The 7,582-nt window shown below is 70.4% G+C and carries 6 protein-coding genes; 1 reads left to right on the plus strand and 5 read right to left on the minus strand.

The annotated features are described in order from the left end of the window. Positions 1 to 19: 19 nt before the first annotated feature. The 3 genes from U5775_RS08605 to U5775_RS08615 all read right to left on the minus strand — a co-directional run bounded on the left by U5775_RS08605 (position 20) and on the right by U5775_RS08615 (position 4,706). Positions 20 to 2,032, minus strand: coding sequence for a DUF3857 and transglutaminase domain-containing protein (locus U5775_RS08605; RefSeq protein ID WP_322057685.1), 2,013 nt, complete (start codon positions 2,030 to 2,032; stop codon positions 20 to 22). Between the two features lie 95 nt (positions 2,033 to 2,127). Then, entirely contained in the window at positions 2,128 to 3,204 is a 1,077-nt protein-coding gene (locus U5775_RS08610; RefSeq protein ID WP_322057686.1) for a helix-turn-helix transcriptional regulator, read from the minus strand. A gap of 233 nt (positions 3,205 to 3,437) precedes the next feature. After that, on the minus strand, positions 3,438 to 4,706 hold the full coding sequence (locus tag U5775_RS08615; protein WP_322057687.1) for an aminotransferase class I/II-fold pyridoxal phosphate-dependent enzyme: 1,269 nt from the start codon (positions 4,704 to 4,706) through the stop codon (positions 3,438 to 3,440). Between the two features lie 157 nt (positions 4,707 to 4,863). On the opposite strand from U5775_RS08615, the gene U5775_RS08620 reads away from it, so the two are divergent. Then, a complete protein-coding gene (locus tag U5775_RS08620) occupies positions 4,864 to 5,733 on the plus strand; it encodes a LysR substrate-binding domain-containing protein (RefSeq protein WP_322057688.1) in 870 nt (289 codons plus the stop codon). Positions 5,734 to 5,778: 45 nt separating this feature from the next. Here U5775_RS08620 and U5775_RS08625 read toward each other — a convergent pair whose 3' ends face one another. Continuing rightward, entirely contained in the window at positions 5,779 to 6,438 is a 660-nt protein-coding gene (locus U5775_RS08625; protein ID WP_322057689.1) for a hypothetical protein, read from the minus strand. Between the two features lie 359 nt (positions 6,439 to 6,797). Further along, complete coding sequence (gene hutC, locus U5775_RS08630) at positions 6,798 to 7,493, minus strand: histidine utilization repressor (RefSeq protein WP_322057714.1); 696 nt, start codon at positions 7,491 to 7,493, stop codon at positions 6,798 to 6,800. Positions 7,494 to 7,582 lie beyond the last annotated feature (89 nt).

The following is a 7,582-nucleotide window of genomic DNA, read 5'->3' on the forward strand; positions in this document are numbered from 1 at the left end:
CTTTCGCTTCATCGGCCCTTTATTCCCTTCGCTTCGCGCGCACGACGATCTGCGCATGCGTATCGCGCTGCATGCGCACGAGCGCGTCGCGCATCTGCGTGAACTGCTCGGGCGAGCACATCTGCCGCCCGAAATGCGCGGAGAGCGTGCGCGAAACCTGCACCGTGCGCGAGGCCGGATCGAACACATAGTGCGATGCGTAGTCGAGCTGCGCGCCGTCCGCGAGCGCGCTCGCGGACGCGTCGCGCGGCAGGTCGGTCACGCGCGCGAACGCGGGCAGCACGATTTGTGCGTGCTCCTCATAATCGCCGCCGATGCAGGCCCACGGCTGCGTGCGCCGCGGCACCGCGAGCCACGCATCGAGTTGCGAAGCGACGCCGCCCGAAAAGCTGCTCAACGCGGGCAGCGCCGTCGTGCCGTCGGGCCAGACGAAGTGCTCGATCGTGCCGCTGGTCGTGGCGGCGAACGGCCCGCTCATTGCATCGAGCGCGCTCGTCGAAAGATGCGCCGTGCCCGCGAGGCCCGTTTGGCGCAAGCGCTGCAAGGCAAGCTGCTGCGCCTCGCGACGCGTCGCACGGCGAAATGTATTGCGCTCGGGCTCGGCGCCGGCGCCCACGTCGTCCACGCGATAGCGGTAGGCGGCATCGCCATCCGCGCCTACGTCGATTTCGAGCCGCGCCGTGCGTTCGCGCGGCTGCGTGGCGGGCGTGCGCGTGAGCACACCATCGTCGACGAGCAGCGCCGGGCGATCCATCACGCCCGCCGGCAGATAGCCGAACGCGACGCCCCCCGAGGACGTATCCGCGAACAGGCCGAGGTCGGGCAGCCACGCGATCACGTGGTCGATCGCCTCCACGCCATAGCCCGGCACCGAGGGCAGCGTGTAGACGGGGCCCAGGTTCAGCAGCGCCGCTTCGGCGCGAATGCCCACCGCCGCGAGCAGCGCCGTGAAGAGCGCGACGTGGTCCTTGCAGTCGCCGTAGCGGTCGCGCAGGATGTCCACGGCGCGGTGCGGGGCCGCCGCGGTCTCGCCCAGAAAGAGCGCCACGTAGCGGATATTCAGGCGCATCCAGTCGTAGATGCGCGCGGCCCGCTCGCGCGGATCGGTAAGCCCCGCCGTGAGCGCGCGCGCGAAGGCCGCGATGGACGGGTCCGTGGCCGTGGGATCGGCGGCTGCCTCGCGGTAGCGCGCGGCGAAGGTGGCGTAGTCGGGCACTGTCGTCACCATGAGGCGCGCCCCCCAGTTCACGCGCGCGACGGCGCCCGGTTCCAGCGGCCCGTAAGGGCCGTGACGATACTCGAAGGCGTAGCGCGTGCGGCCGTTCGCGGTCACGGGAGCGAGCGCCGTGTAGCCGCGCGCATCGACATGGAGCGGCAGGTCCGTCGGCAGATCGAAGACGAGGCGTTCGAGTTCGACCGGCTCGCCCGGCGGTTCGGCGAAGTACGAGAACGTGCCCGCCTGCAGCGCCTTCGCGCGGCGCTTCGCCCAGACGAGGCGCACGCGCGAGCCCGGCTGCACGCCCGGGAAAATCACCGTGCGCAGCACGCCGTCCTCGAAGGTCGGCGCGCCCGCCGAGCGCGGCTCCTGAACGTCGCGGATCGCGCCAGGGCCGACTTCGTGCACCGTGCCGTCCGGGTCGATGGTCTGCGCCGCCAGCGCGGTGATCGTTTCGATATCCTTATTGAACCAGACGTAGCGCTGCGCGACGGCGTCGACGCCCGCGGTGGTGTTGGCGCGCATCGTCGAGTCGTCGTGCTCCTGCACCGAGCCGTCTTTCTCGATGACGAATACGTGGACGTCGCGCTCGAGTGTGGCGGGCGGGAGGTCGGTGGGGTCGGCGGGAGTGGTGGCGTCGGTTGCGTTCGGGGTCGCGTTGGGCGCGTTGGGCGCGTTGGGCGCGTTGGGCGCGTTGGGCGCGGACGGTAACTGCGCATGCGCACACGAGGCGGCGAACGCCGCCGCGATGGCCAGCGCAAGCGCGAACACATCGTTCGCCGCCAGCCTCGCGCCGCGCCTCACGCGTTCTTTCATGCTTCGCGCCGCTCCCCTCGTCATACGCTGCGCGTATTTGCGCGATGGTATCGCGCGCGCTACCCGCTCGATCGCAGGGCCTGCGCACGCCGCGCTCAAGGCCGCCGCCTCACTGCCGCGTCCCTCGTGCTGGCCGCGTTGGACTCGGCCGGCGCACTCGCCGCACGCGGCCAGGAAGTCGCCGCAAGCTGACGTGCGCGCGCCGCGTCGCGCCATGCTCGCGGACTCGCGCCGAACTCCGCGCGAAAAGCCGCGTTGAAATTGGACAGATCGTTGAACCCGCTCGCCAGCGCAATATCGACGATCTTCGCAACGCCCGGGCCATCGCCGTCCCCGGCAAGCAGCCGCAGCGCGGCGACGCGCAGCCGCGAGCGCAACAGGTATTGGTGAGGCGTCACGCCCGCGACCGCCGAAAAGGTCCGCAGAAAATAGAACTCGCTCACGCCGGCCGCCGCCGCGAGGCTCGCCAGCGTATGGGACGCGTCGGGCGTCTCTTCGATCAAACGCAGCGTCGCGGCCACGCGCGCAGCCGCGGCCGCCGATGGCCCCGGTCCCGCCGCCGCTTGCGCCGACTGTGTCGATCGCATCGTCCGCGCCTGGCCGCGCACGTCCTTGCCGCCCGCGCTCGCGCGCAAGGTCGCGACCGCCAGCGCAAGCGCCAGTTCGTCCCACGCGGCGGGCGCGCCCGCGCCACGTTCGAGCGCCTCGACGTTCGCGCACGCTTGCGCCACAAGCGGCGCGAGCGCGCGCAGCGGCGGCACGCGCAGCGCGCTCCAGCGCCGCGCGCCCGGCGCGAGACCCGCCGCGGCGGCCTGCTCGTCGAGCCAGTCGGGATCGAAGTGAAACGAGATGCAGCGGTCGCCCGCGCCGTGGCGGTGGCCGCATTCGAAGCACGCGCCCGGCTCGCCGAGCATGAGCGCGCCGGGGGTCATCAGTTCGGGAGCGCGTGCGCCGCCGCGCAGGCGAGCGCCCTGCGCGCTGCCCGATCCGCTGCGATAGCCGAACGATCCGGCCGCGACGAGCGCAAGGCACGCGCTCGCGTGGCGCTCCTCGTAGGGCCGGTCGGCGGGGCCGAGCGTGCAGACGACGTCGTCGGCCTGCCAGCCCGTGCCGGCCGCGAGCACGCGCGCAACGGGCGGACGCGCCGTCCCCTCGCGCACGCGTTGCGCCATTGCGCGTTGCAACCCGTGTTGCAAACCGCTTTGCAGCCCGCGTTGCAAACCGACGGCGAGAGCCGACACATCGACCTCACGTAGACGATGGAACCCGCTTTTCGTTGTAGCACATCGTTTCGCCGCGCGCCGCGCCGGAAACGGGCACGGCGACGCGGCTTTGGGGCGGCACGCCGGTCAGGGCACGGCCGGAGCCCGCGGCGCGCCAACCCGGCACCAGCCGATCGAGATCGTCATGCGAGCGCCGCCGCCACGCCGCGCGTCTCGATCGCGCGCAGCAGCGACACCGCGATCCCCTCCGCCGCGAGCCGCACCTCCTCCAGCGCCGGAAACGACGGCGCGATGCGCAGATGGCTGTCCTCGGGATCGACGCCATAGGGAAACGCCGCGCCCGCGGGCGTCAGCACGAGCCCCGCTTCGCCAGCGAGCTCGACCGTGCGCCGCGCGCAGCCCGGCGGCGCGTAGAGGCTGATGAAGTAGCCGCCGCGCGGCACGTTCCAGCGCACCTGCGGCACATCCGAAAGACGCGCGCGGAACACCTCGTCCACGGCGGCGAACTTCGGCGCGAGCAGCGTGCGATGACGCGCCATCAACGCTTCAAGCGCCGCGCGGTCGCGGATGAAGCGCACGTGGCGCAACTGGTTGAGCTTGTCCGGGCCGATCGTGCGGACCGCGGCGCAGCGCTGCCACCAGGTCACGTTGCGCGGCGACGCGGCGAGCCAGGCCAGCGCGCCGCCCGCGTACGTCACCTTCGAGAGCGAGGCGAACACGAGCACGCGCTCGGCATGCCCGGCCGCCGCGCAGGCCGCGACCACGTCGGGCGTGGCCAGGCGCTCGTCGGTGAGGTGATGAAAGCGATAGGCGTCGTCCCAGAAGAGCCGGAAGTCGGGCGCGGCGGCGGGCATGGCGGCGAGCCGGCGCACCACGTCGTCCGCGTAGATGGCGCCCGTGGGATTGCTGTAGAGCGGCATGCACCACATGCCCTTCACCGAGGCGTCCTCGCGCACGAGCGCCTCCACGGCGTCCATGTCGGGGCCGTCCTCGCGCATGGGCACCGCGATCATGCGCACGCCCAGCGCCTCGCAAATCGCGAAGTGCCGGTCGTAGCCCGGCGACGGACACAGGAACGCTATCTCGCCCTGCGCGCGCCAGGGCACGCTGCGGCCCTCGCCCACCGGCACGCCGTGGAGCAGCGCGAACGCGAGCGCGTCGTGCATGAGTTCGAGGCTCGAATTGCCGCCCGCAATCACCTGCGCCGCCGGCACGCCCAGCAGTTCGGCGCCCAGTTCGCGTGCCTCGGGCAAGCCCGACGCGAGGCCGTAATTGCGGCAATCGAAGCCATCGCGCGCGCGATAGCCCTCGTCGAGCGCCGCGTCGAAGAGCCCCCGCGAGAGATCGAGTTGCTCGGGCGCGGGCTTGCCGCGCGACATGTCGAGGCGCATCTGCCGTTGCCGGAATCGTTCGTAGTTCAAATCAACTGGCGGGGTCATCGTCATCGACATGGTCGTTCCGTGCATGAAAGCGTGAGAGAGGGTCGAAGCAGCAGCGGTCCGGACCAGCATACGAGCGTCGCCACGTTCAGACAAACGCGTTATATTGAACGTTTCGATCAGCTTTTCTGATGCTGCGGCTCGCTCCGATGCCGCGCATCCGACACCCATGAAGACCCTCGATTTCGACGTCCTCGCCATGGTGGTGGCCGTCGCCGATGCCGGCAGCTTCGTGCGCGGCGCCGCGCTCGTGCACCGCTCGCAGGCGGCGCTCTCGATGCAGATCCGCGCGCTCGAAGACACGCTCGGCAAGCCGCTTTTCATCCGCGCGCCGCGCAACGTCACGCCCACGCCCGACGGCCATACGCTGATTGCCTATGCGCGGCGCATGCTCGCGCTGCGCGACGAAGCGTGGGCCTCGCTCGCGCACCCCGAGGTCAAGGGCCGGGTGTCGATCGGCATGCCCGACGACTATGCCTCGTCGCTGTTGCCGCCCGTGCTGCGCAAGTTCTCGGCGAACTGGCCGAAAGTGGAGATTCAGGTGGTCGGGTTGCCGAGCAGCGCGCTCGCGCCGCTCGTGAAGGACAACAAGATCGATCTGGCCTGCGTGACGGGCACGCGCGAGCTTGCCGGCGAATTCATCCGCTTCGAGCCGACGGTCTGGGCCGGGCCGCCCGCCAGCGCGAGCGCGGCCATCGGGCGGGAGATCTGGCGCGAGCGGCCGCTGCCCATCGCGCTCTTCAGCGCGGGCAGCGTCGCGCGCGCGAACGCGATTGCCGCGCTCGAACGCGAGAAGATCGCCTATCGCACGTCTTATGAAAGCCCGAGCCTGATGGGCCTGTGCAGCATGGTGGCGGCGGGCCTCGCGGTCGCGCCGCTCGCGCGCTGCGCGGTGCCCGAGACCTTCGTCACGCTGGGCCGCCAGCATGGCCTGCCCGAACTGCCGGAGCTCGAAGTGGTGCTCGCGCGCAGCGCCCGCTCGAACCGGCCGACGTGCGACTTTCTCGCCGAGCAGATTCTCGCGGAGTTGCGGATTTGAGCCGATGCGGTCGCACGCCGGGCGCGGTCACCCGGCAAGGCGAAATCAATCGTCGGGAGTGGATCGCGTCAGCAGCGCGTGAAGACGCGTGATGTGGCGCAGCAGCAGTTCGCGATGCTTCTCGATCTGCTCGAGCCGCCCCTCGAGATCGGCGCGCGCGCGCTCGTCGTGCTCCGCATGGGCAATCACGTCTTCGATGCGCGAGCGCAGCGCCTCGGGCTCCACCGGCAGCATGCTCAGATGCCGTTCGAGCTTGCGCACGTCCTGGGCGGCCAGCTCGCGGATCTTGCGCGTGCCGGCCACGCGCCGCTGGCTATCCTGTGCGGCCACGCTCTGCGCGCGCCGGGCGTCCGCGCCGTGGCCGAAGATCGGCTCGGTGCGCAGCACCGGCGCCTTGCGCATCGGATGCGCAGTGCCGCGAAAGCGCCCCCGCGGCGTTTCATCGGCGATCGCGTCGCGCGCCTCCTGGGGCACGTCGCCGGCGCTATGCGGCTCGTCCATCCAGCCTTCGGGCAGGCCCGTGACGGACTCCACGCCGCGCACGAACTCCGCGCTGAAATCGCGCTGCCCCGAAGCGATCAGCTTCATGTAGCTCGCGGAAAACGTCATCATCCTCGCGAGCCGCGTGACCGCGCCCACTTCGCGCGTGAGCAGCGCGAGGTTCGCGCGCCACACGGGCATGAGCGTTGCGCCGGAATCTTCCATCGCGGAGGTCCTCCCTCGTGGGCCAGGCAAGCCTGGCCGATAGCTAAAGGGTAGCCGCTTCGCGAGGCAGGACGCAACCCGGGCGCTGCAACGCATGCTGTATCACTACTGTAAGGAAGAGCAGAGCAAGCCTGCTCAACTGCGCTACGAGGGCGCGCGCCGGGCGTTGCGCGCGGCGCGACAAGCGGGGTCGCAACGTTTGAGCGCCACGCGCCGATAGCACGACTGTTGCTAAGGCGCACGAAAGACGAAGTTTAGCGAAAGAAATTGCTTCGGAGGACCTGGCATCTGCGAACCCGCTGCAACGCCGCTAACGAATACGAAAGCAAAAAGAAAGGAATCAGGCCGGCAGATGCCGCCTAGAAATGCCCCGTAAAGCGATACCGGCTGCCCGGATGCCAGAGGTTCGCGACCGAAGCCACGCGTCCGCTCGAACGCGTGCGCCGATGCAGCACGAGGCACGGCTCGACTTCGGCCATCTTGAGCCGCGCGCGGGTGTCGTCCTGCGGAGCGAGCGCCTCGATGCGGTACTCCACGGCCTGGAGCGGCGCGACGCGCATGAGGTAGTGATTCGGCGTGGTGGACGTGAAGTCCTGCGCCGCGTAATCCGGCGCGACGGCCGGATTGACCCAGCGTTCTTCGAGCTGCACGGGCTCGTCGTTCTCGAAGTGCAGCATGCGCGAGTAGAAAACCTTGTCGTTCGCGCGCAGCCCCATTTCGATGGCGAGCGCCTCGTCGGCGGGCAGCACGCCGATCTCCAGCACCTCGGCGCGGTAGCCATGCCCGCGCGCGAGAATTTCGTCGGAGATGCTGCGGATCGCCACCAGCGTGGACTCGTACTTCGGGCGCGCGACAAAGGTGCCCGCGCCCTGCACGCGCGTGAGCACCTGCTCGGCGGTAAGTTCGCGCAACGCGCGGTTCACCGTCATGCGCGCGACCTTGAACTCGCGCGCGAGCTCGTTCTCCGAAGGCACCTGGTCGCCTTCGCTCCACTCGCCCGCGTGAATGCGCGCGAGGATGAAGTCCTTGATGCCCTGATATGCGGGTGCGTTCATCGCGTGCTCGAAGGGGCCGGCGGGGTCGACGTGCGCTTCATCTCGGCCCCCGGCCCGCTCGCTGCCGTTTCCGTTAGCGCGCTTCCGAC

Source organism: Paraburkholderia sp. J63 (genome assembly GCF_905220245.1).
Taxonomy (GTDB): domain Bacteria; phylum Pseudomonadota; class Gammaproteobacteria; order Burkholderiales; family Burkholderiaceae; genus Paraburkholderia.

Excerpts from the sequence above, each read along its gene's own strand:
- hutC (WP_322057714.1), bottom strand. The coding sequence starts at position 7,493 with ATGAACGCACCCGCATATCAGGGCATCAAGGACTTCATCCTCGCGCGC.
- U5775_RS08610 (WP_322057686.1), bottom strand. The coding sequence starts at position 3,204 with ATGGCGCAACGCGTGCGCGAGGGGACGGCGCGTCCGCCCGTTGCGCGC.
- U5775_RS08620 (WP_322057688.1), top strand. The coding sequence starts at position 4,864 with ATGAAGACCCTCGATTTCGACGTCCTCGCCATGGTGGTGGCCGTCGCC.
- U5775_RS08615 (WP_322057687.1), bottom strand. The coding sequence starts at position 4,706 with ATGTCGATGACGATGACCCCGCCAGTTGATTTGAACTACGAACGATTC.
- U5775_RS08625 (WP_322057689.1), bottom strand. The coding sequence starts at position 6,438 with ATGGAAGATTCCGGCGCAACGCTCATGCCCGTGTGGCGCGCGAACCTC.
- U5775_RS08605 (WP_322057685.1), bottom strand. The coding sequence starts at position 2,032 with ATGAAAGAACGCGTGAGGCGCGGCGCGAGGCTGGCGGCGAACGATGTG.